At 42.3% G+C, this 24006-nt stretch carries 19 protein-coding genes and 1 pseudogene; 12 read left to right on the forward strand and 8 right to left on the reverse strand.

What is annotated here, in order from left to right; translation table 11 throughout:
* Window positions 1-25: 25 nt before the first annotated feature.
* The 3 genes from FTT76_RS00170 (at window position 26) to FTT76_RS00180 (ending at window position 1632) form a co-directional block, all read left to right on the forward strand.
* The gene (locus FTT76_RS00170) at window positions 26-508 is read left to right on the forward strand and encodes a methylated-DNA--[protein]-cysteine S-methyltransferase (protein ID WP_168378519.1); all 483 of its coding nucleotides are present in this window, start codon (window positions 26-28) and stop codon (window positions 506-508) included.
* A 39-nt stretch (window positions 509-547) separates the two neighbouring features.
* Window positions 548-1201 (forward strand): nuclease-related domain-containing protein, encoded by a 654-nt coding sequence (locus tag FTT76_RS00175; RefSeq protein ID WP_180189954.1) that lies wholly within the window; start codon window positions 548-550, stop codon window positions 1199-1201.
* 62 nt (window positions 1202-1263) lie between these two features.
* Complete coding sequence (locus FTT76_RS00180; protein ID WP_180048992.1) at window positions 1264-1632, forward strand: SseB family protein; 369 nt, start codon at window positions 1264-1266, stop codon at window positions 1630-1632.
* A 92-nt stretch (window positions 1633-1724) separates the two neighbouring features.
* On the opposite strand, the gene FTT76_RS00185 is transcribed toward FTT76_RS00180, so the two are convergent.
* On the reverse strand, window positions 1725-2657 hold the full coding sequence (locus FTT76_RS00185) for a tRNA-dihydrouridine synthase (protein WP_180048991.1): 933 nt from the start codon (window positions 2655-2657) through the stop codon (window positions 1725-1727).
* 449 nt (window positions 2658-3106) lie between these two features.
* Here FTT76_RS00185 and FTT76_RS00190 point away from each other — a divergent pair, with 449 nt between their 5' ends.
* Window positions 3107-3316, forward strand: a complete 210-nt coding sequence (locus tag FTT76_RS00190) for a cold-shock protein (protein ID WP_067761877.1) — start codon at window positions 3107-3109, stop codon at window positions 3314-3316.
* 154 nt (window positions 3317-3470) lie between these two features.
* Here the strand turns inward: FTT76_RS00190 and FTT76_RS00195 are convergent, their stop codons facing one another.
* Window positions 3471-4280 (reverse strand): inner membrane protein YpjD, encoded by an 810-nt coding sequence (locus FTT76_RS00195; RefSeq protein WP_078191164.1) that lies wholly within the window; start codon window positions 4278-4280, stop codon window positions 3471-3473.
* A 138-nt stretch (window positions 4281-4418) separates the two neighbouring features.
* Between FTT76_RS00195 and ffh the strand changes: the two genes are divergently transcribed.
* Entirely contained in the window at window positions 4419-5822 is a 1404-nt protein-coding gene (ffh, locus tag FTT76_RS00200) for a signal recognition particle protein (protein ID WP_078191163.1), read from the forward strand.
* A 283-nt stretch (window positions 5823-6105) separates the two neighbouring features.
* A complete protein-coding gene (locus FTT76_RS00205; RefSeq protein ID WP_180048990.1) occupies window positions 6106-6699 on the forward strand; it encodes an alpha/beta hydrolase in 594 nt (197 codons plus the stop codon).
* Window positions 6700-6842: 143 nt separating this feature from the next.
* Here the strand turns inward: FTT76_RS00205 and FTT76_RS00210 are convergent, their stop codons facing one another.
* The 3 genes from FTT76_RS00210 to FTT76_RS00220 all read right to left on the reverse strand — a co-directional run bounded on the left by FTT76_RS00210 (window position 6843) and on the right by FTT76_RS00220 (window position 9250).
* The gene (locus tag FTT76_RS00210) at window positions 6843-7520 is read right to left on the reverse strand and encodes a hypothetical protein (RefSeq protein ID WP_180048989.1); all 678 of its coding nucleotides are present in this window, start codon (window positions 7518-7520) and stop codon (window positions 6843-6845) included.
* A gap of 222 nt (window positions 7521-7742) precedes the next feature.
* Window positions 7743-8471 carry a type III pantothenate kinase gene (locus tag FTT76_RS00215; RefSeq protein ID WP_180048988.1) on the reverse strand — a complete coding sequence of 243 codons (729 nt, stop codon included), beginning with the start codon at window positions 8469-8471 and terminating at the stop codon, window positions 7743-7745.
* 23 nt (window positions 8472-8494) lie between these two features.
* On the reverse strand, window positions 8495-9250 hold the full coding sequence (locus FTT76_RS00220; protein WP_180048987.1) for a biotin--[acetyl-CoA-carboxylase] ligase: 756 nt from the start codon (window positions 9248-9250) through the stop codon (window positions 8495-8497).
* A gap of 29 nt (window positions 9251-9279) precedes the next feature.
* On the opposite strand from FTT76_RS00220, the pseudogene FTT76_RS00225 reads away from it, so the two are divergent.
* From FTT76_RS00225 to ligA, 5 genes and pseudogenes are all read left to right on the forward strand, one after another.
* A pseudogene (locus tag FTT76_RS00225) lies at window positions 9280-10091 on the forward strand (sulfite exporter TauE/SafE family protein).
* A gap of 147 nt (window positions 10092-10238) precedes the next feature.
* Window positions 10239-10934, forward strand: coding sequence for a GntR family transcriptional regulator (locus tag FTT76_RS00230; protein ID WP_078191157.1), 696 nt, complete (start codon window positions 10239-10241; stop codon window positions 10932-10934).
* Between the two features lie 10 nt (window positions 10935-10944).
* Window positions 10945-14394, forward strand: a complete 3450-nt coding sequence (gene smc, locus FTT76_RS00235; protein ID WP_180189955.1) for a chromosome segregation protein SMC — start codon at window positions 10945-10947, stop codon at window positions 14392-14394.
* Window position 14395: 1 nt separating this feature from the next.
* Window positions 14396-15442, forward strand: a complete 1047-nt coding sequence (locus tag FTT76_RS00240) for a cell division protein ZipA C-terminal FtsZ-binding domain-containing protein (RefSeq protein WP_180189956.1) — start codon at window positions 14396-14398, stop codon at window positions 15440-15442.
* A gap of 98 nt (window positions 15443-15540) precedes the next feature.
* Window positions 15541-17574, forward strand: coding sequence for an NAD-dependent DNA ligase LigA (gene ligA, locus FTT76_RS00245; RefSeq protein ID WP_180008502.1), 2034 nt, complete (start codon window positions 15541-15543; stop codon window positions 17572-17574).
* 241 nt (window positions 17575-17815) lie between these two features.
* Here ligA and FTT76_RS00250 read toward each other — a convergent pair whose 3' ends face one another.
* The 3 genes from FTT76_RS00250 to FTT76_RS00260 form a co-directional block, all read right to left on the reverse strand.
* Window positions 17816-19279 (reverse strand): amino acid permease, encoded by a 1464-nt coding sequence (locus tag FTT76_RS00250; protein ID WP_180005021.1) that lies wholly within the window; start codon window positions 19277-19279, stop codon window positions 17816-17818.
* Window positions 19279-20313 carry a methyltransferase gene (locus tag FTT76_RS00255; protein WP_168378529.1) on the reverse strand — a complete coding sequence of 345 codons (1035 nt, stop codon included), beginning with the start codon at window positions 20311-20313 and terminating at the stop codon, window positions 19279-19281. The genes FTT76_RS00250 and FTT76_RS00255 overlap by 1 nt, the downstream gene beginning before the upstream one ends.
* A 66-nt stretch (window positions 20314-20379) precedes the next feature.
* The gene (locus FTT76_RS00260) at window positions 20380-21750 is read right to left on the reverse strand and encodes a uracil-xanthine permease family protein (RefSeq protein ID WP_078191151.1); all 1371 of its coding nucleotides are present in this window, start codon (window positions 21748-21750) and stop codon (window positions 20380-20382) included.
* 173 nt (window positions 21751-21923) lie between these two features.
* On the opposite strand from FTT76_RS00260, the gene typA reads away from it, so the two are divergent.
* Window positions 21924-23759 carry a translational GTPase TypA gene (gene typA, locus FTT76_RS00265; RefSeq protein WP_180008500.1) on the forward strand — a complete coding sequence of 612 codons (1836 nt, stop codon included), beginning with the start codon at window positions 21924-21926 and terminating at the stop codon, window positions 23757-23759.
* Window positions 23760-24006 lie beyond the last annotated feature (247 nt).

A 24006-nucleotide genomic window follows, 5' to 3' on the forward strand; every position in this document is an offset into this window, starting at 1 on the left:
TGCGATTTTGAGCTTGGAGTATGTCATGCAACTTTCTTATCAGTTTTTAGATTCACCCGTTGGACAATTAAAACTTGTTGCACATGAAACCGCATTGGTGGCTGTTCTTTGGGAAAATGAAAACCCTAATCGTGTGCGATTGGCGGCTTTGGTTGAAGATCTGCAACACCCGATTTTGCTCAAAACCGCACAGCAATTAAATGAATATTTTGCAGGTAAAAGACAGCAATTTGACTTGCCGCTAGACTTTGAAGGCACCGCATTTCAGCAACAAGTTTGGCAAGCTTTACTGACGATTCCTTTTGGAGAAACTCGCAGTTATAAACAAATTGCAGAGCAGATCGGCAATGTCAAAGCCGTACGTGCTGTCGGTGCAGCCAATGGTAAAAATCCAATTTCAATTATTGCACCTTGTCATCGTGTCGTGGGCGCAAATGGAAAATTAGTGGGTTTTGCGGGTGGTCTAGAAAATAAAGAAATATTGTTAAAAATTGAGAAATTACAATAAAATAGAAAATATACTTATTTAAAATAATGAATCAAATTAATGAATATTTCTCAAATCTTTGCACCCTTCATTTCGACGTTGTGGTGGCTAATTCCATTGTTACTGATTGTGGGGGCAATCAAAGCATTTAAACCTTATTTAAAGGGGAAAATGGGGGAGTTTGCTGTCGCCGTTCATGTCAAACTTTATTTGAAAGACCATTATATCTTGTTAAATGATTTGACCTTACCAGATGGCGAAGGAGCTACAACTCAAATTGATCATCTTCTTTTAAGCCCATTTGGTGTGTTTGTGATTGAAACTAAAAACTATAAGGGCTGGATTTTTGGGAGCGAGAGACAAAAACAATGGACGCAAAAGATTTATAAAAAAAGTTTTAAATTTCAATATCCAATTCACCAAAATTATAAACATATGAAAGTGTTAGAACAGGTGTTGAGCGATATTGTGGATAAAGACAATATGCATTCTGTGATTGTTTTTATGCCTGAAGCAGTGTTTAAAACAGAGATGCCGTCGAATGTATTTCGGGGTACAGCTTGGGTGGACTATGTTCAAACCTTTCAGCAACCCGTGGTCTCTGAAATGAAACTTAAACGAATACAGTTGCGTTTAGAAAAAGAAATTTTAGAAAAATCGTGGAAAACAAATCGACAGCACGTTGAAGATTTAAATCAACGGCATAATTCATAAACTTCCTGTATGCTGTGGATGGTGAACAGTATCTGACTGATAAAAATAGACGGACAATAACAATGAACGACACGCTTCAACATCTTTATGAATCGACTTTAGATCATCCTGAGCAATACCAAGACTTTTATCAGCAACTTTTAGCCAGCCAAGTGTATTGTCTGGGTGAGCGTGATGCTGAGCAGCATTTACATTTTCAATTGATGGAAAAGGAGCAGGGCGAGCAAGCCATTCCATTCTTTCTGAGTCTTGCGATGCTTCAACAGGATGTTGGCGCAGACGCAGAATTTGTCATGATCAGTGCTGAAAAATTGTTTGCCATTACCAAAGGCGCAAGCTTGGTGATGAACCCGACTTCGGAACATCCGAAAGAGTTTTTGGCAGATGAGATCGATGCAATTTTAGAGTTTGCCAAACAACAAAGCCTTTGAACACTGTAGGTGTAATCAAAGGCTCTGCGGCTACGCTGAGATAGCTGTTTTCACACTTTTTCGTTTTCATATTGGGCGATGTGCTTTAAAACTTACATACCGGCTTTGAGTTTTTGCACGATTTCATCAAGTGGTTTGACACGTTTTACTTCATCCCAAAGGACTTTGGCTTCTGGATAGTGCTTCGACATCATGCCGAGCCATTGTTTATAACGACCGACCATATTCATTTCTTTTTTATACGAACCGTTTAAGAAACGAATTTGTAAGCCAAGCAGTTCATGCCATGTAATCAGCGGCTCATCGGTATTACGACGAATACACTGTGTAATGTCAGGGGTGGTCACCGCAGCACGACCAATCATCAGGTCTTCACAACCAGATTCGAGTTGGCATTGTTTGGCATCGGCATTGTTCCAAATTTCACCGTTGGCAATCACGTTAATTTTCAATGCTTCACGAATGGGTTGCAACTGATCCCAAAAGGCAGGCGGGGTATAACCATCGGCTTTGGTTCGCGCATGGACTGTAACCCATGCGGCACCCGCATCTTCGATGGCATGCGCATTTTCCATGGTGAAGTTATGATCCATATAACCCAAACGCATTTTTGCCGATACAGGAATATGACTCGGAACAGCATCACGCACAGCTTTGACTAACTCATACACCACTTCAGGCTCATCTAGCAGAACTGAACCGCCACGGTGGCGGTTGACGGTTTTTGCAGGGCAACCAAAGTTCATATCAATTGCAGGGGCACCAAGTTCTACCGCGCGTACAGCATTTGCCGCGAGCATAGTGGGATTGTTACCTAAGAACTGCACATGAACCGGTGTTCCTGCTGCAGTTTTGCCCTCATTGTTTAGTTCAGGACAATAGCTATGATAAATATGGTCGGGCAGGACAGAGTCCGTGACACGGATAAACTCGGTTACACACCAGTCAAAACTCCCCACATGCGTCAACACATCTCGCATAATTGGGTCGGTTAAGCCTTCCATCGGCGCAAGAACAAGTTTCACGGTCACACAGCCAAAAATTGAAAAACGGAGTTATACGTGGTTTTGAAAGGGATGTCTAGGTTTTGTGCTTCTGGTGACGCGGAATACGAAATCACAAAATTTTATGTAATTATTTGGTGAAATTAGGACCAAAGTCGTAAAGTCTTGACTGACATAAAACTTAAACAATAAAATGAGTAAATACAGATGGATAGTAATAATAAGAAGATGGCTTTTACTGTTGTTTTTTAATGGAATCAACAACATATACTGTGCTTGAATATTTTAAGATTTCATGTATGATGGCAGCAACTAGAAAAAAAGTATTGTTTCGTAAATTTTCTTTAAGTATCGCAGTGTTAGTCATAATCCTTCGTTTTTTACAGAAATGAAGTTCAATTCTTTATTATTTTCCAAGTTATAGTCAGTCATCATCCAATGGCTAAATCAACAAATTAATAGGTATTATTATGTCTAATACAGTTACTGGTACAGTTAAATGGTTCAACGAAACTAAAGGTTTCGGTTTTATTGCACAAGACAACGGTCCTGACGTTTTTGCTCACTTCAGCGAAATCACTGGTTCTGGCTTCAAAACTTTGCAAGAAGGCCAAAAGGTTTCTTTCAGCATCGCTCAAGGTCAAAAAGGCCCGAATGCTGTAAACATCGTTGCTCTATAATTTAGACGTAATGAAAAAAAAGCGCTGTATAGCGCTTTTTTTATGCCTGTTATTTCTGTGTGAATAATCAAGCTATAAAAAAAAAAGAGAGCCTTAGCTCCCTTCGTAATAAAACTTACTTCTTTATAAAACTTAAAATCGTTTCATCGTCGACTTAGCGGCCTAAAACCATTTCTAAAATAAACTTAGAACCAATAAAGCCGACTGCCAAGAGACAAAAACCAATGATGGTAAAGCGAATGGCTTTTTGACCACGCCAGCCGAATCGATAATGCCCAATGAGCAAGGCACCATAGACGAACCATGAAATGATGCTAAAGGCAGTTTTATGCGCCAAATGCTGTGCAAAGAAGTTATCGATGGTGAAGAAACCAAACCCAAGTGCCACGGTCAGTAGTGCAAAACCAGCAATCAATAAGTCAAATAGTAAAGATTCCATGGCTTGGAAGGATGGAAGCAGGCTCACCCATACACGCTTTTTCTGCTTGTTTTTTAGTTCACGGTCTTGTAAACGCAAAATAACCGCTTGAATAGTTGCCATCAGCAGGACGGCATACGCGGAAAGCGACAAAATAATATGGATGTCTAAACCCAGCGAATGTTGTTCTATAAATTGATTTTGTCGACTAAATGCGAAGCCCAAAATCAACCCTGTCGCTGCCACAGGAATGCCCAACAGGTTCATTGCCAGCACAGGTCGATAGGTACTAAATAACACACTGAGCAATAGCATGAGACCTGAAGTGAAAGACATCAGGTTGAACACGTCATAGTTCACACCCATAGGCGTCAACATGTCGTTATATAAAACACCTGCATGCAATAACATGCCTAAACCAAGTACAACACCAATAAACCAATGGTTCGGCGCACGTTTAGACATTAAATGGCTGAATAAATACCAAAAAGACGTGGTATAAGCGATTAATGCTAGGATCGTGTAAACCAAGGGGAGACTGATCATGTCAAACCTTTTTCAGGATGTTGAATATTCATTTATATAAATTCTGCAAGAACTAAAGTATCCTATAGCATTCTATGCATAAATTTTCTATTTTAAGAAACAATTTTTTGCTCATGGCTATTTTAAGCGGATTTTGCAATGTTTGATACCTTAACAGAACGACTCACGCAGAGTTTAAGAAATGTTACTGGCTCAGGGCAGCTAACCGAAGACAATATTAAAGATACGTTACGCGAAGTACGTATGGCACTTCTTGAAGCCGATGTTGCGTTACCTGTAACTCGTGAATTCATCGCGAAAGTTAAGGAAGAAGCATTGGGCCAAGAAGTGATGACTCAGTTATCACCGGGGCAGGCTTTCGTCAAAATCGTTCATGACGAATTGACCAAAATGATGGGTGAGGCGAATGAAAGCCTAGACCTAGCGGCAAAACCACCAGTTGTTGTGCTACTTGCAGGTTTGCAAGGTGCGGGTAAAACAACCACTGCGGCAAAACTTGCACGTTTCTTACAAGAACGTCAAAAGAAAAAAGTAGCAATGGTGTCTGCCGACGTTTATCGTCCAGCAGCGATTAAGCAGCTACAAACGGTTGCAGGTGAAGTTGGCGCGATTTTCTTTGAATCAAGCGCAGACGAAAAACCAATTACCATCGCTAATCGTGCGATTGAGCAAGCAAAAATTCAATTTGCTGATGTCTTGATTGTCGATACAGCAGGTCGTTTACATGTAGACGACGAAATGATGGATGAAATTAAAGAGCTTCATGCAGCAATTAAGCCGACTGAAACATTGTTCGTGGTTGATGCCATGACCGGTCAGGATGCGGCGAATACGGCAAAAGCCTTTAATGATGCTTTGCCTTTAACAGGTGTGATCCTGACAAAAACGGATGGTGATGCACGTGGTGGTGCGGCACTTTCTGTTCGTGCTATTACTGGCAAGCCGATTAAATTCTTGGGTATGGGTGAAAAACTCGATGCCCTAGAGCCATTCCATCCTGAACGTATCGCACAGCGTATTTTGGGTATGGGTGACGTACTTTCTTTGGTCGAAGAAGTTGAACGTAAAATCGACAAAGAAAAAGCCGAAAAAATGGCGAAAAAACTGCAAAAAGGCGGTAGCTTCAACTTTGAAGATATGCTGATGCAGTTTGAACAAATGAACAAAATGGGCGGTATGATGGGCTTCCTGGATAAACTTCCAGGCATGAGCAACTCAGGGATTCAAGATGCAATTGCACAAGCAAATCCTGAAAAGCAAGTGAAGAAAATGGAAGCGATTATTCAATCGATGACCATTAAAGAACGTCGTAACCCAGACTTGATGAATCCAAGCCGTAAAAAACGTATTGCAGCAGGCTGTGGTATGGATGTTGCTGAAGTGAATAAACTCATCAAGCAACATGCGCAAATGGCGAAAATGATGAAGAAATTTGCCAACCCAACGGGTATGGCAAAAATGATGAAATCATTAGGCAATATGCAAAAACAATTTGGCGGCGGTGGCATGGGTCCATTGTTTGGCAGTAAAGATCCGAAGTAATTTGGACTGAAAAAAAGGCGCTTTCTGCGCCTTTTTTTATGGCTGCAATTTGACGAGACTGTGCGTTCAAGTAAAGTGGTAGGGTACATTTGATAGCAAGTACTGGATGAAGGAATCTTGCTATACCAGCAGATAGATACCGAACTGAGCTAAATCATTACAAAAAGATGCCAAATTGACATTGAGAGCGTGTAGGTGACAGGTTTAAAACAGAGGTGAAAATTTGCCGAACTGCAAATTGAAAGCTTCACTAAAAATAATCACCTAAAATAAGAATCAAATCATGAATACACCGCATACGCCAGAAAGCCAAAAGATCTATATTGTTCATGGTCATGATGCATCGCCTAATGATCATTGGTTTCCTTGGTTGGGACGAAAGCTGCAAGAAGCAGGACATTATTCTCGACGCATCGTGATGGCAAATGCGGCACAACCTGATTTTGACCATTGGCAGAAATTTCTAGCGTTGCAAATGCCTGATTTGGATGAAAATACCATTGTGATTGCACATGGTTTGGGGTGTTTAACCACGCTGCATTATCTCAATCAATATTTTGAAAAGCATGGCACACGGATTAAAGCGGGCGTTTTTGTATCGGGTTTTAAAAGTAGTTTACCGACACAACCTGAATTAACCGCATTTATTCAACGTGCAAAAATGGATAGTGGTGTTTTACAGACCTATATGCCAATTTGTATCAGTTTGATTTCATCCAATGATCCTATCGTGCCGCCGCCGGTTGCGATCCAATTGGGCAATTTTATAAATGCACAAATTTATGAGGTGAAAGAAGCGGGGCATTTCACAGCACAGGATGGCTTTTCTGAGATTCCACAACTGTGGCACGTATTAAAGCCGATTTTAACGGCTTAGGTAGGTTGTATGCGCGTGTTTAATAGATCGCGTGTTTTGTAAATCAGGTAATCGTGAAAACTAAAATTGATCATGCAATAGGTGCAATTGAAGAGAAAAAAGGCGCAATCTGCGCCTTTTTGTTTGATCGATCTTTTGATAGATCAGTCGAGTTCTAAAGCAACACGTTCACGAATGTCGTCAATGTCATCATTGGCTTCGCGACCATCTTCCTGCCATGCTTTATAAGCACCAACATATTCACCATCGGTATCGACGACATATTCAGCCGCAATTTTTCCTGAGGCATACCATAAGCGATAGGCATCATTGCCATTTTCATCGACTTTATACGCTGCGCCACGTTGTCCTGTTGGATAAAACTCTTCACCTTGGATGCTCACGCCATCTTGATTCACAAAGGTTGATTCTACTTTGCCGTTTTTGCGATAAAGTGTTACTGGGCCTTCGATGTCACTGCCACTAAAACTAAATAGTTTCATCGGATCTTTGACCCAAGCAGGTGAGGATTGAGGGGTTTTGGTTTCTTGGTAAAAATCTTGAACTAAAAAATCTCCTGTGGCATTACGACCTAAAAGTACACGGTAATAGCCGTCTTTGACTGGGGTCATGTAATAACTTGAATCAATATACGATACGCAGCCGCAGTAATCGGGATTATCTTCATCTCCAAAATAGCCCAAAACTGCTTCAGAGGTGCTGAGCTGTGATTTGATTTCGGCAGGGATTTTAGAGTTGGCTAGATTTTGTGTCGTGGTACAACCGCCGAAGAATAATGTAGAGGTGAGCAGGCTTAAACCCAGTAAATTTTTAAATTTCATATCTATACTCTTCGTCTTATATTCTATCTTGAAAGACATTTTTAAATTATAAAGTTGCTGATGTATCTGTCGATCATCGCAGGCTATTGTAATTCGTTGGGCGAAAAAAGGTCATGAATCGCGATACAATTTGTAATTATGCTTGTATGAAATGATTGTAAAAAAAGCGTGATGATCATTGATCATCACGCTTTCACAGTTTGCTATCAAAAAATGGCTAAATTACACGCCATTTACATAACTTTGTAGGCCTCGAAGCAGCAAATCTGCTTCGACAGCTGGCTGATATTGTTCTAAATAGCGTGCAAATAGCGCAGCATCGCCACCGGTTAAAATCAACTGACTTGGATATTTGTCGAGAACCTTTTCAATGGTGCTGACCAAGCTGAGCAAGATGCCATGATGAACAGCATCTATGGTGTTTTTACCAGGAGACAGCTCATCAAAGGTGGCATCTGGAATTTTAATGCCTTTGGTGTTTTGGATGAGCGAATCACGTTGCAAATACAAATTTGGCAAAATATAGCCGCCTAAATGTTGTAAGCCATCCGTTAAGTCAATGGTGAGTGCCGTGCCACAGCTAATGACACAGTATTTTTGTGTAGGGTCTTTGACCACAGCCAGCATTTGCAGCCAACGGTCGATCCCGAATTTACTGGTGTCTTCATATGCACAGCGTAAGCCCGCATATTCGGCATGTACTTTGGCAATAGTGACAGGAACGGCTAAAAATTTAAGAATTTTTTGAATCCGATCATTATTTTTTTTGTCGAGTACCGAGGAAATCCCGACCTGACCTAAGTCCAAACTTTTAAAGTGCTGGATTAAACCGAGTAGGAGTTCGGCAGGCGACTGTAAATGCAGTTCCGCAGCATGCTCTATAATTTGATCGTGTTCGGTAATCCAGTATTTCAGCCGGGTATTACCGACATCGAGCCATAATTTTTTCATCAGTAGGCCTTTGCAATCCTGTTTTATGGTTGATCTGCTAAACGTAAGCGACCTTGGAAATGATTTTCTAAGTGCTGCGAAGTTTGGATGTTGATCGAACCATCATTTTCAATACCGAGAAAGCGGCCTTGGCTTTTGCCTTGCAGGTGTTCAAGTTCAACGGGCTGTTGCATAAATGCAGCATAATGGTTGAATCGTGCAGCGAGGTTATAGCAGTTATGATCGAACCATTCACCTGCAAGTTGAATCGCTGCATATAGTTCAGAAATTAACTGCAAACGGTTTGGCGAGGGAAGTCCGAGTTCAGATAACGAGGTTGCACGTTGCTCAATTCCTGCGGATGGAATCGGAAATAAGTTCATGCCAACGCCGACAATCGCTTGATGTGGCGAAATCGGCTCAATCAAGATCCCGCCCCATTTGCCTTGTGGGCTATACAGGTCATTGGGCCATTTCACTTGTAAAGCGAGATTTTGCAAACTTGGCATTTGTAAGATATTTAAGGCAATTTCGAGTGCAAGCCGTCCATCTATCGCTGTTTGTAAATTCAGCAATGTGCTTAAATAGATATTACCAACGGGTGAGACCCATTGATGATCGCGTTGCCCACGCCCCTGAGTTTGCTCTTCACTGCATACCAAAACATGTTGAATGCCTTTTTTGGCAATCTCACGAACATCGTCATTGGTCGATGTGGTAATGGGCTTCAGTAATAAAACTTCAGGCGGCTGAGGTACTGTGCTCAGCAATTGCTGTAAGTGTCTGGTCTCTAAATCCATTTGAATCTGAGAGTTGTGGAATAATATTGATGGAGTTAATCATATATTTACTGATTGGTGCAATCGCTGGTTTTGCTGCGGGGCTATTTGGTGTTGGCGGTGGCCTGATTATTGTGCCGATTTTATTCATTGTCTTTACCCAACTTCAATATGATCCCAGTGTGATTATGCACATGGCGGTGGGCACATCTTTAGCCACGATTATTGTGACCTCACTTAGCTCGGTTTCGGCGCATCATAAAAAAGGTGCCGTGCTGTGGAATGTCTTTCGGAATTTGTCACCGGGTTTGGTGATCGGTTCATTTCTCGGTGCAGGCATTGCAGATTATTTATCAGGGCAGGGTTTGCAACTGTTAATTGGCTTTTTTGCGGTCTGGGTGGCCTTTAAAATGTTTCGCGGTGCAGCGACACCAGTCGATCCGAATAAACATTTACCCTCACAAGCCATGCAAATGGCAGCAGGGGGGGTATTGGGATTGCCTCTGCGATCTTCGGTATTGGTGGAGGTAGCTTAACCGTCCCGTATTTGAATAAAAACGGCGTCATTATGCAAAAAGCGGTCGCAACCTCTGCTGCATGTGGTTTACCGATTGCGATTGCAGGGGCACTCGGCTTTATGTGGTTTGGTCATCATGCCGATATCGAGGTTCCCAATACCATTGGTTATATCCATATTTATGCATTTATCGGGATTAGTGTAATGAGCTTCATCACTGCGAAATTGGGTGCGAAAGTGGCTCATATGTTGTCACCATTTATGCTAAAGCGTTGTTTTGCATGCTTATTAACAACAGTTGGTTGCTATTTTATTTATCAAGGTGTGCAAGCCTTTGGCGCTTGATTGTCCGTTTTGACTGACAAAATTGGCTTTGTTGACACAAGATTGTCAGACAATGTCATGTTCAATTAGGTTGCTTATCGTTTCTAATGCAAATAGATTGAGTGTAAATCTGAACATTGCATCTTATAAAAAAAAGATAGGAACAGTATGCAACAACAAGAAGCGGACAGTTTGTCAGAACAAATTGCCAAACACATCGGTGAACAAATCATTCGCGGTGAGTTGGTCGAAGGCGAGCGTATTCAGGAACTTAGAATTGCGGCCGAATTGGATGTGAGCCGTGGCTCTGTTCGTGAAGCTTTATTGATTTTAGAACGGACCCAGCTCATTGAAATCTACCCACGCCGTGGCGCCTTAGTCTCTGAAATGTCGGCTTTACAAGTGCGTTCATTATTTGATATTGCAGCATTATTGTTGGGTCAAATTGTGCATCGTATGGCGGAAACGTGGCGCAGCCATGAAGCTGAACGTATTCAGTTATTACTTGAACAATTAGACGTGGAAACTCGCCAAGGCAATACCGAAAAGTTTTATGATCTGATTTTTCAGGGCATGGCTCGTCAGCATGAAATGGTGGGAAATACCTACTTGATGCGTTATTACCAAGAATTGTTGCCATCACTCAGACGTAGTTATTTCCTGACACTGAATATTTCACGACGTGAACTACAAGAATCTTTTGATTTGTTTAAATTAGTGACTGATGCAGTTTTAATCAGAAAATCACATCAAGCCACTTTATTTATGGAAGATTTTTGTCGACACTTACGCAACCTTGTGTTGGAATCACTAACACGGATGAAACAAATCGAATTAGCGTGGGCGAGACGTTCACGCCGCTGATCAGGACATTATGCGTTTAAGCAGTTTAAAACTTTCCGGCTTCAAATCTTTTGCCGATAGCACAACTCTAAAATTTGAAGGCAACCGTAGTGCGGTTGTTGGACCGAACGGCTGTGGTAAATCCAATGTGATTGATGCCATTCGTTGGGTTATGGGTGAATCCAGTGCCCGTCAATTGCGTGGTGGCACCATGCAAGATGTTATTTTTACCGGAACGGCAAAGCGTAAACCAGTCGGGATGGCGAGTGTTGAACTGCGTTTTGATAACACCTATGGCAAGTTAGGTGGTGCTTATAATGCCTATACTGAACTGGCAGTTCGCCGTCAGGTCAATCGTGATGGTAAATCCGAATATTTCCTCAACGGCACCAAATGCCGCCGTCGTGATATTACTGATATTTTCTTAGGTACCGGTTTAGGTCCGCGTTCGTATGCGATTATTGAACAGGGCATGATCAACCGTTTGGTCGATGCCAAACCTGAAGAAATGCGCGTGTATATTGAAGAAGCCGCAGGGGTTTCTCGCTATCAAGCCCGCCGTCGTGAAACTTTACAGCATCTAGAACACACCACTCAAAATTTAGAACGCCTCGAAGACATTGCATCAGAACTGAAATCTCAGCTGAAAACCTTAAAACGTCAGTCTGAAACGGCAGTGCAATACAAAGAATTAGAAACCCAGATTCGTACTATTAAGATCGAAGTGCTGTCTTTCCAATGTGAACAAAGCACGCGTTTACAGCAAGAATACACGCTTCAGATGAATGAGCTCGGGGAAACCTTCAAACTGGTTCGTTCTGAGCTGAACACCCTTGAGCATGACTTATCTTCCACCAGTGCTTTATTTCAACGGCTTATTCAACAGTCCACGCCATTACAAAGCGAATGGCAACAGGCGGAAAAGAAACTGTCTGAGTTGAAAATGACGCTGGAGCAAAAGCAGGGTTTATTTGCACAAAATTCGGCAAGTTTGGTGGAGCTTGAAAAGCAAAAAGCTCAAACCAAAGAACGTTTACAGCTATTAGAGTTACAACTGGAAACGCTGCAAGAACAGCAAGATGGATTTGTTGAGCAATTACAGCGCCAAGAAAGCAGTAGTCAAGATCAGACTCAACAATTGGCCGATTTGAAAGCTCAGCATCAACAAGCAGTTCAACAATTTGAACAATGCCGTGGGCAAGTCGAAAAGCAGCAACAGCAAAAGCTACAGATGTTGGCGCAGAGTGAACAATTGACCAAAAATATTGGTCGTATTGAGCAACAACGTGAGACCCTGCAACAGCAACGAGGTCAAATTCACCATCAGGCGCAGCAAGATGAGTTGGAGCAGTATCAGCAAGATAAGCAACAACTCGAACAGCAAATTGTGCAACAAGAGCTGGTGATTGCCGAAACGCAAACACTGCTTGCAGCTGCACAAGAACAGCAGGCACAGCATAAAAATATGATGCTGCAGCTAAAGTCAGAAATACAGGTGCTGTTGTCAGAGCAGAAAAACCTAAATCAATTGATGATTAAAGCTAGTCCAAAGCAGCAAAGTCAGCGTCAACATTTAATGCAGCAGTTGCAGTTGAGCACACAGGGTAAACAGCATGCACAACTGGTCGAGAAATTTTTGTCTAAATGGCTGAGTGCCCAAGTCTTGGGACACAGTGATAATTTTCAAGACAGTATTGCACGTCAGGTCAAAGGCAGTCATCACACCGCAGCACAAATCGTTGGATTAGACGCTTTGGCGACGTGGATTGAAGCACCACAGCTTTCAATCTGGCAGCAGGTCGCGATTGCTGAAACATTGACGGTGGCATTGAGTCATCAGGCTAAACTGGCTGCTGGTCAGTCGATACTCACGCTCGATGGTTATCATGTCGGTGCGGATTGGGTGATTGGTCTAGACTATGATGAGGACAGCCAAGCAGGGCAAGGTGCATTGAGCCACCGTATTCGTTTAGATGAATTGACTGAATTACTTGCAGAGCAGCAGCCAAAGCTGACGCAACTAGAAGGCCAATTGCCTGAGTTGCAAAATGCCGTACAAGCTTTACAGCAAAATCTGCAACAGCAACATAGCCAATTAAAAAATTGGCAAAAAGACATTCAAAATGCTGATGTTGCGATTGCGAAGGTACAAAGTTCCAATCAGGCATTTGCATTACAAAAGCAGCAGTTAGAAGATCAATTGCAGCAACTTGAAGCGCAGCTTGAAGAAGATGCCATGCAAAAAGACGATTTGGAAATAGATCTGCATGCGCTGACGATGAAGCTTGAGCAAGCCTTGCCCAATTATAAAACCTTGCAATTCCAAGTTGAGGAATTGAGTCTAGCGCTGGAAAGTGCTCAGCAAGTGGCATTACACAGTCAGCAAGAATTGGAAATCGTGCGTCGTCAGTCTGTACAGACGAAACAACAGATTGAATTATTAGAAAAAGACACGGTGTTTTTGAAAGCGCAAACTCAGCAAATTATTGGACAGATGGAACAAGCAAAGAAATTTGTTGATCCTGTACAGTTAGAATTGCCTGCGCTTGAGTCACAGTATTCAGAGCAAGCCCAAGTCACTGAACGTTTACAAAAAACCTGGAATGACTGGCAGCTTGAACTGAATAACGTGCAGAGCAAACAGCAGACATTGACGGAACAACGCCATTCACATCAACAGCAAGATGAAAAATTGCGTACGCAATTGGAAGAAAAGCGTTTGGCTTGGCAATCCGTGCAGTCTGATTTGCAGCATTATTCTGAACAGCTGAAAGAAATGAACAGCGAAATGCTGACGGGCTTAAGCATTGATGTGATATCCCATCAGCAAAAACTCGAAAAAGCACAGCAGCAGTTTGATAAATTGGGCGCAGTCAACTTAGCTGCGGCAGAAGAATATACTGAAGTTTCTAAACGCTTTGATGATTTAAGCCACCAAATTGATGACTTGCAAAAGACCGTTGAACAACTGCAAGCTGCGATGAAAAGCATTGATCAGGAAACGCGAAAGTTGTTTATGACCACCTTTGATAAGGTCAATGCAGAACTTCAAGAGTTGTTTCCGAAAGTATTTAATGGTGGTGAAGCAAGTTTAAGCCTTGAAGATGGTTGGCAATCGGGTGTAAAACTGATGGCACGACCACCGGGTAAACGAAATAGCTCTTTAGCATTATTGTCAGGTGGTGAAAAGGCACTGACCGCATTGGCTTTGGTTTTTGCGATTTTCCGCCTAAATCCTGCACCATTTTGCGTTTTAGACGAAGTCGATGCACCTTTAGACGATGCAAATGTAGGAAGATTTTGTAATCTTGTAAAAGAGCTTTCAGAACAAGTGCAATTTATCTACATTACACACAATAAACTGGCAATGACAATGGCAACTGACTTACTTGGTGTGACCATGCCAGAACCAGGAACTTCAAAATTAGTGACTGTGAATATTGAGCAGGCCAAAGAATACGGTTTAGCTGCGGAGGCATAACATGGAAATCACCACTATAGCTGGGATTGTAATCGCTGTAATTATCATGGTTGTGGGCATTCGAATGATGTTTCGTAAACCTGCGGATGCAGCGCCATCACTCGACACCGAATTACATATTGACCCTGATAGTCAGCAACCTGTTATTCCGCGCCATGTACGAAATCAGTTAAATACATCTGAAACCACGCCACGTGTAGAGCCGACTTTGGCTGAGAAAAAAGTTACAGCGGTTGAAGCGACTGAAACTGTTCAAGCGAATGTAACGCAAGAAGCAACGGCAACGGAACCAACTGAGCAGAGCGTTGAAGCTAAGACTGAGGCGACTACGACGGATCCCGTTTCAGTTGAAAAAGCTCAAACTGCAACAGAAGACAATACATTGTCTACAGAAACAACAGAATCTGCAACGGTTGCAACTGTAGCCACCGATGCCAATCACGCAGCGACTCCTGCGACGAATGTTCAGGCTGACGCTGTTCCTGCAGAAAAAGCACCAGAATTTAGTGTAAATAGTGCAATTGAAAAAGCTGAAATTAGCGATTTTGATGAAGAAAGCAGTATTTTGGATGCGCATTTACATGAACAAAAAATTGTTGATGAAGAAAGTGCTTTAGCGACTGCGGAAACTTATATCGCCTTAAATGTGTTCCCTGATAGCCGTGCCTTGTCGGGTGAAAAAGCATTAAAAGTGTTACTCAAATACGGCCTGCGTTTTGGCGAAATGGCCTGTTTCCATCGCTATGATGAAGAAGGCACAAAGTTATTATTCTCTGTATTACAAATGAATAATGATGGCGCTGCGCAAGGTTTTGATCTTGAAACTTTATCGACTGAAGAAGTAAAAGGTTTGGCTTTCTTCTTGGCGCTGCCACACAGCGATGTGCAAAATGCCTTTGATACCATGGACAGCATTTCACGTCTAATTGCACGTGAAATTGACGGTACTGTGTATGATCAAAATAACCAAGAATTTACACAGCAGATGCGTGAACATTGGCGTCATCAAGCGATTGATTATCGTCAAGGTCAAGCTATCGAAGTCTAAGCGTCTTTGATTGAAACTCACCGAGTGGGTTTCTATAATAGCAACAGATAATGAAATTTGAGGGCGGAGCATGAACCGCCCTTTTTTATGGTGAATGTATGACACAACAATCCACTGTCGTTGCACAGATGCGACAACTGATTCAACTCTTGGCGAAGCATAACCATGCCTACTATGTCATGGACACGCCAGAAATTGAGGACAGTGAATATGATCAACTTTTTCACCAATTAAAAGCCTTAGAAGAGCAATACCCTGATTTAGTACAACCTGATACACCAACTACAAAAGTGGGTGGAAAGGCCTTATCTAAGTTTGAATCTGTAACCCATGCAGTACCCATGTTGTCATTGGGTAATGTGTTTAATGCAGAAGATTTATTTGCCTTTGCGCGTCGTGCGGAAGAGCGCTTGCCGAATCAAAAAATTGAATATGATGTCGAATTAAAATTTGATGGACTGGCCATTTCTCTCTGGTATGAAAATGGCATTTTAGTCCGTGGTGTGACACGGGGTGATGGTGAAACTGGGGAAGACATTACCCAAAATGTCAAAACCATTCGTAATTTACCTAAAGTACTGACTTCTACACAGACTGAAATTCCAAGTCTGCTTGAAGTCCGTGGTGAAGTCCTGATGCCAAAGTCAGGCTTTGAAAAGCTTAATGCTGAAAATGAAGCCAAAGGTGAAAAAACCTTTGCCAATCCACGAAATGCAGCAGCAGGAAGCTTACGTCAACTCGATCCTGCAATTGCGGCTTCGCGTCCTTTGGCTTTTTATGCCTATGGCATTGCACAGTGTGAACCACATCATGGGCAAATCACCATGTCTGCAAGTCTTGAGTGGCTGACACAGTTTGGTTTTGCTGTCGGTGAACGTCACTTTATATGTGACAGCATTCAGGACGTACAAGCTGCATATGAGCAAATGATCATTGATCGTCCAAGCCTGAGCGTTGAAATTGATGGCATGGTGATTAAGGTAAACAGCCTGAAGCAACAGCAAACACTGGGCTTTTTAAGTCGTGAACCGCGCTGGGCAACGGCATATAAATTCCCTGCAGTTGCAGCGCTCACGACGGTTGAAAATATTGATTGGCAAGTGGGGCGTACAGGGACTTTAACTCCAGTCGCACGTTTAAATCCTGTTGCAGTCGGTGGCGTAACGGTTTCCAATGTCACTCTACATAATATTGGTGAAATTCACCGTTTAGATGTACGTGTAGGAGATACGGTCAGTGTCTACCGTAGCGGTGATGTGATTCCAAAAGTGGAAAAAGTATGGCCTGAATTCCGTCCTGTAGATACGGTAGAAGTTCAGTTACCTGTATGTTGTCCAGTCTGCGCATCTCCAGTGGTGATGCCAGAAGGTGAAGCCTTGGCACGTTGTTCAGGTGGTTTGTACTGTGCTGCACAGCGTATTGAGGCGATTCGTCACTTTGTATCGCGTAAAGCTATGGACATTGAGGGCTTAGGTGACCGTTGGGCGGAATCACTTTTACATTTGGATTTACTCAAAGATGTTGCTGATATTTATAGCTTGCATGAGCATCGTGAAAAATTACTGACCATTGAAAAAATGGGTGAGAAGTCGGTTCAAAACCTCATTGACTCCATTGAAAATAGTAAGAAAACGACGCTAGGTGCATTTATTTATGCACTCGGCATTCGAGGCGTGGGTGAAACCACGGCACGCATGCTCGCGAATACTTTCCAAACTTTTGATGCGATTCGTCATGCAGATCTCGAATCCTTGAAAAAAACGCCAGACGTTGGTGATATTACCGCAGAATGGATTGTCGACTTTTTCCAAGCGCCGCATAACCTCGAAGTGGTTGATCGTTTGTTGGCAGCAGGGATTCATTGGGATGCACCCGTTGCACCAAGTCGTCAGCCACTGAATGGCGAGAGTTGGGTGATTACAGGGACTCTGAGCACCATGGGTCGTGATGAAGCGACGCAAATGCTACAAGCCTTAGGCGCACGTGTCAGTGGTAGTGTTTCGGGTAAAACCAAATGTGTAGTTGCAGGTGAAAAGGCAGGTTCTAAATTAGAAAAGGCTGAAAAGCTGGGTGTACCTGTGATGAGCGAAGACGAGTTTATTGCCTTTGTACAACAGCAAAATGCTTCTTAAGTATTGAAAAATTTAACCTGAAAACGTAGTTACTTTTGAACAAACGCCTGATGCATTGCATTGGGCGTTTTTATTTGAGCGCTTAAAAATGATCGAATGAATAGATAAATTGGCGGTTATAGGTGAGACAGCGTACTTTAAATAGACACTAAGCATTTTGTTAAAGCGTGAATGTATTGAGATACAATTTTAGCCATAAAAAAGCAGCCCTGAAGCTGCTTATTTTTATTCAATGATCACATTATTCTTGATCAACTTTCATTGGTTTTACATCCATTTCTTGATAGGAAACCAACTTAGTTTTGTGTTTCCACTTATAACCGAACCAAATGGCAAGGAATAAGAAAATACCAATATAGGTAGAAACAACGGCCAACCACTCACCATCTAAAACGGCTTGATAGTTCTGACCAAGGACCACGATGGCACACAAAATAAAGGCAAACCACGGTGCAAATGGGAAGAATTTTGCACGGTAAGCAAGATCTTCCAATTTATTGCCTTGAGCCAAGTAGCCTTTACGGAAGCGATAATGTGAAACTGCAATACCGAGCCACACAATAAAGCCACACATACCTGACATGTTCAGTAACCAGTTAAAGACCGCTTGTTCACCGATAAATGTGGTTAAGAAGCACAGTGCCGCAATCGCTGTAGTTGCATAAAGTGCATTCATTGGTACGCCACGTGCATCTAAGCGACCAAAGACTTTCGGCGCACTGCCTTTACGTGCCATATCAAACAGCATACGGGTAGAGGAGTACATACCAGAGTTACCCGCTGATAAAATCGCAGTCAAGATCACCGCATTCATCACCGATGCAGCAAAGGCAAAACCTGCTTTTTCATACAGTAAGGTAAATGGTGATAGTGCAATATTTTCAGTAGATGCTGCTTGTAATAAACGTGGGTCATCATAGGCAATAAGAGTGCCGATAATGAAAATACACACGATATAAAACAACAAGATACGCCAGAAAATTTGCTTGATGGCAATAGGAATGGTCTTTTCAGGATCTTTCGATTCACCTGCAGCCACACCAACCATTTCAGTCCCTTGGAAAGAGAAACCGGCAATCATGGCGACACCAATCAAGGCAGATAAACCACCGACAAATGGGGCTTCACCCTTGCTCCAGTTGGCAAATGTTTCTACACCCGGTGTCAGCATGATTTTGCCAATCATAAACAGACCGATAATGATAAAGGCAACAATTGCGAGCACTTTAACAAGCGAGAAGAAGAATTCAGATTCACCAAAGCCTTTTACGGTCAGCGCATTAATGGCAAAGACGATTGCGAGGAAAATCGCACTCCAGTAAAAGCCCGGAATATCTGGAAACCAGAATTTCATAATGAATTGGACTGCGACCAATTCAAATGCCACGGTAATCGCCCAGTTGTACCAATAGTTCCAACCCAAAGCGAAGCCGAAACCGCCCTCGACATATTTGGTGCCGTAGGTAAAGAATGCACCCGAAGTTGGGTTATGTGTTGCAAGCTCACCTAAACTGGTCATCAAGAAGTAAATCATGATACCAATTAAGCAGTATGCGAGCAGGGCGCCACCCGGGCCTGCATTGGCAATGGTTGCACCTGAGGCAAGGAATAAACCTGTACCAATTGATCCACCAATTGCAATCATGTTGAGATGGCGAGCACCCAACTTACGCTGAAGCTGAGCTGGTTTTTGAGTTTCGCTCATCATTGTTCCTTAAGATTTTTTTGCGTGCTCGCAAACAAGACTTTAAATCCTTGTTGGTCGGCTTTGATTGTACATTGACCATAATGCTGCTCAATTAAAGTCGGATAATTGAGGAATCGGTTGGCAACAATCCAAAGCTCACCCCCAGACTTCAAATGTCTGCGCGAAGTTTTGCATAGATTTTCACTGGCATTGTAGTCGGTTTGAATCCCTTGATGGAAGGGTGGATTGCTGACTATGGCATGTAAAAATAGTGGTGCATCCTCGATTCCTGTGACCGCTTTAATTTCAAGTTGTTCAGGTTCAAGCAAATTTTGTTCAAATGTCATTTGTGTAGACGCCAGTGCAAAGGCATCTACATCCATGGCAAAAATACGATTTTTAGGATTCAGTTTGGCTAAATATGCACTGATAACACCCGCTCCACAGCCAAAATCAGCAATTTTGCCCGAAGTCATCTGTGATAAATAAGGCAATAAGGTAGCCGTACCCACATCTAAACGGTTCTGGCTAAAGACACCCGGCAGTGCGCAAATCGTAAGCTCACCATTTGGGGTTTCAACTGGATATTTTTGCACCCAATCTTGCAGTGGCTTCAGTGTGACAGTTTTTTCCAATAGGGTTTGCCACATTTGACAGTGACGCGCGCTATCAATTTTTAGTGTTTTACCAAAGGGCTGTAATTGTTTTGCAGCGCGTTCAACACCGCCTTTTTTCTCACCCACGAGGAAAATAGATGCACCTTGAGCAAGATGACTTGCGACATTGTGTAATAAATAATTTAGCAGTTCTTTTGATTTCGGAACAAAAATAACCGCTTGATCAAACTGACCTTCAGGAAAATCGACACCAAAATGGACGTTTGACTGTTGATTTTGAAAGTACTGAAAATCATTAAAATTCCAGCACCAAATCGATGGCTTAATATTGTCATTCAATTGACTGAGTAAGTCATCTGTCGGTGCATTTACGAAAAGCACGCGATCTTGTAATAAATCGATCTGTCGTATAACGACTTCACTTGTGAGATCCATAGATTTCTCCATCATAAAAAACACTGCCTAGGGCGGAACCTAGGCAGTGTTCTTTGACAAATGAACTTACTTCTTCACTTCAGGAAGAACAATATTCAAAATAAGGGCAGCGATACCACCAGTGGCAACGCCTGAACTGAAGATATTACGGAACAATTCAGGAAGATGTTCAAGGATTTGTGGTACTTGTGCAACACCTAGACCCAATGCCAATGAAATCGCAATGATTAATAGTGCGCGGCGGTCTAAATGAATGCCTGACAAGATATTGATACCCGAGGCAGCCACGGCACCGAACATGACCATCACAGCACCACCAAGCACGGCTTGTGGAACCGCTTGAATGACACCTGCTACAGCAGGAAGTAAGCCTAAAATAACCAAAAGGGCAGCAATCCAAATGCCCACATAGCGGCTTGCAACACCTGTTAACTGAATGACACCGTTGTTTTGCGCAAATACAGAACTTGGGAACGTGTTAAAGATACCGGCAAGGAATGAGTTTGCACCATTCACCAATACACCACCTTTAATACGCTTCATCCATTCAGGACCATCTACAGCTTGATTTGAAAGCTTAGAAGTCGCGGTAATATCACCAATCGCTTCCAAGGATGTCACAAGGTAGATAAATGCCATTGGAATGAACAAGCTCCAAGAGAAGCTTAAGCCAAAGTGCATCGGTGTTGGAATTTGAACCAGTGGCGCATCTTTTAAACCATCAAAGTTTAAATGACCCATAAAGCCTGCAAGGATGTAACCCACGACTAAGGCAATCAGGATGGCAGAACTCTTTACCCATGTAATACGTACACGGTTCAGTAAAATGATAAGTGCCAAAACGGTACAAGACATGATGAGGTTGTCTGCATTGGCAAATGTTTTATCGCCCATGGCTTGATAACCACCACCCATGCTGATCAGGCCTTCTTTAATTAAAGTCAGACCAATCAATAACACCACGATACCTGTTACCAATGGAGTGATCAGTTTTTTCACCCACGGTAAGATCCGTGATACGCCCATTTCAATGAATGAACCCGCGATCACCACACCAAAGATAGATGCCATCACTGCTTCTACAGGTGTACCTGCCGCAACCATTGCAGAACCAATACCGATAATAGGACCAATAAAGTTAAAGCTGGTTCCTTGTACAATCAGTAGACCTGCACCAAATGGACCGACTTTTTTACATTGTAAAAAGGTTGCGATACCAGAGATCACCAATGACATCGAAAGAATCATATTGGTGTCTTCTTTTGACACACCAAGTGCCAAACAGATCAGCAGACCCGGCGTCACAATTGGGACAATAATGGCCAATAAATGTTGAAACGCAGCGAGGAAAGCAATAAAAGGTTTTGGTCGATCATTCAATCCATAGACTAAATCGAGTTGATCTTTTGCTTCGGGAGATTGGTTTAAATCAGACATGCGGCACTGAAAATTAAGGCTAGGTGGCGCTATTCTAATCTGTTTACACAGCTTTACAAAACCAAAAGCGTGCCAGTCGTCAAAAAAAATGCGATTGTCAATAAACTGTCACTACTAAAATCTATATTTTTTCTGTATAATTTGCCCTCAAACTTTAGGCGTATCGAATTCACATGTCAGATATTAAAACTCTCCGTAACATTGCCATCATCGCGCACGTCGACCATGGTAAAACTACTCTTGTAGACAAACTTTTACAGCAATCAGGTGCTCTTGGCGATCGCGCAGGCGAGATCGAACGTGTAATGGATTCGGGCGCTATTGAAAGCGAACGTGGTATTACCATTCTTGCAAAAAACACTGCAATCAAATGGTTAGACAAACGTACTGATACTGAATACCGTATCAATATCGTGGACACCCCGGGACACGCCGACTTCGGTGGTGAAGTAGAACGTGTAATGTCAATGGTTGACTGCGTACTTCTTCTTGTTGACTCTCAAGAAGGCCCAATGCCACAAACTCGTTTTGTAACGCAAAAAGCGTTCGCACGTGGTTTGAAACCAATCGTAATTATTAACAAAGTCGACAAGCCAAACGCTCGTCCAGACTGGGTAATTGACCAAGTATTCGATTTGTTCGACAACCTTGGTGGTTCTGACGAACAGTTAGACTTCCCAGTTGTATATGCTTCAGGTCTTCGTGGTGTGGCTGGTCCATCTCCAGAAGAACTTGCTGAAGACATGACTCCATTGTTCGAAACAATTGTAGACATCGTTGAACCCCCAGCGGTTGACGTTGACGGTCCATTCCAAATGCAAGTGTCTTCACTTGACTATAATAGCTTCGTAGGTGTTATCGGTGTTGGTCGTATTCAACGTGGTTCAGTGAAATTAAACACTCCTGTAACTGTAATCGACAAAGACGGTAAAACACGTAACGGTCGTATCTTAAAAATCATGGGTTACCATGGTTTAGAGCGTATCGATGTTGAATCAGCTTCTGCTGGTGACATCGTTTGTGTAACGGGTATTGATGAACTTCATATCTCTGACACAATCTGTGATCCAAAAGCAGTTGAAGCTTTACCTGCACTTTCTGTAGACGAACCTACAGTATCGATGACTTTCCAAGTAAACAACTCACCGTTTGCTGGTAAAGAAGGTAAATTCGTAACTTCACGTAATATCCGTGAACGTCTAGATCGCGAATTGATTCACAACGTAGCATTACGTGTTGAAGATACTGACAGTCCTGACCGTTTCAAAGTATCTGGTCGTGGTGAGCTTCACCTTTCAGTTCTTATTGAAAACATGCGTCGTGAAGGCTTCGAAATGGGCGTATCACGTCCACAAGTAATCATCAAAGAAATTGATGGTGAAAAACAAGAGCCATACGAAAACGTAACGTTTGACGTTGAAGAGCAGCACCAAGGCGCTGTAATGGAACAAATGGGTCACCGTAAAGGTGAAATGACCAATATGGAAGTTGACGGTAAAGGCCGTATCCGTATTGAAGCAACAGTTCCTTCACGTGGTTTGATTGGTTTCCGTTCTGAATTCTTAACTATGACTTCAGGTACAGGTATCATGACTTCAAGCTTCTCGCACTACGGTCCTATGAAACAAGGTACTGTGGCGAAACGTCAAAACGGTGTGTTGATTTCTATGGTTCAAGGTACTTGCTTGGGCTATGCGCTATTCAGCTTACAAGACCGTGGCCGTCTATTCGCTAAACCTCAGTTAGAAGTTTATGAAGGTATGATCGTTGGTATTAACTCGCGTTCAGACGACATGACTGTTAACCCAACTAAAGCGAAACAGTTAACTAACGTACGTGCTTCTGGTACTGATGATGCGTTGACTCTCGTTCCGCACATTGAATTTACGCTTGAACAAGCGCTTGAATTTATTGAAGACGACGAATTAGTTGAAGTAACACCTAAGTCAATCCGTATCCGTAAACGCTGGTTGACTGAAAACGAACGTAAACGTAACCGTAACGGTTAATTTTACAGTTTCAAAAAAACCGCTGACTTAGGTTAGCGGTTTTTTTATGCGTGGGTGTTTTGAATAAAAATGCAAAAATTGAATGACTTTATTCATTTAATTCGACATGCATAATTTTGATAAATCCTTTTTAATAGAATGTATTACCAAATTCAAAAATGTTTTGTGTGAATTTTTATACATGGTATTTAGAATCTAATATAAACCAAGTAAATTAGGTGGAAATAGTTATACAGATATAATGTAT

The sequence above is a fragment of the Acinetobacter sp. YH01009 genome (assembly GCF_013420765.1).
In the GTDB taxonomy this organism is placed as follows: Bacteria; Pseudomonadota; Gammaproteobacteria; order Pseudomonadales; family Moraxellaceae; genus Acinetobacter; species Acinetobacter amyesii.